The organism is Campylobacter sp. JH32, assembly GCF_017846535.1.
Lineage (GTDB): Bacteria > Campylobacterota > Campylobacteria > Campylobacterales > Campylobacteraceae > Campylobacter_D > Campylobacter_D coli.
In genome coordinates this window covers 1-332 of record NZ_JAEQBS010000054.1, presented here as the reverse complement: position 1 = coordinate 332, position 332 = coordinate 1, and the positions used below count along the sequence as shown (strand labels likewise).

The 332-nt window shown below is 22.9% G+C and carries 1 pseudogene; it reads left to right on the top strand.

Going from position 1 to position 332, the window contains the following annotated elements:
• Positions 1–199, top strand: a pseudogene (locus tag KAR67_RS09480) (lipase); the annotation flags it as partial.
• Between the last annotated feature and the right edge of the window lie 133 nt (positions 200–332).

The following is a 332-nucleotide window of genomic DNA, read 5'->3' as shown; positions in this document are numbered from 1 at the left end:
AAATACTTGTTTTGATAGTAAAGAAATAACATTGGATAATGATATTAGTAGGGTAGGGTTAAATGATGCACTGAGTAAAAGAACTATTGATTTTGTAAATAGATTTAAACTTTTAAAACATCAGCCCAACACTACAAGTGGCTTTAGTGCTACTTTGTTTGAAGATACTGAAGATAATAATCAAAGTAATATAGGATAAAAATATATGAAAAACAAGCTCTATCATTATTTTAACAATAAAGAAAATTCAAATGATTTAAAAAAACAATTCTTTAAAAATATAAAACAAGCTTTATTTTATCTTTTTCTTGTCATCTTAACTTTTTATAATA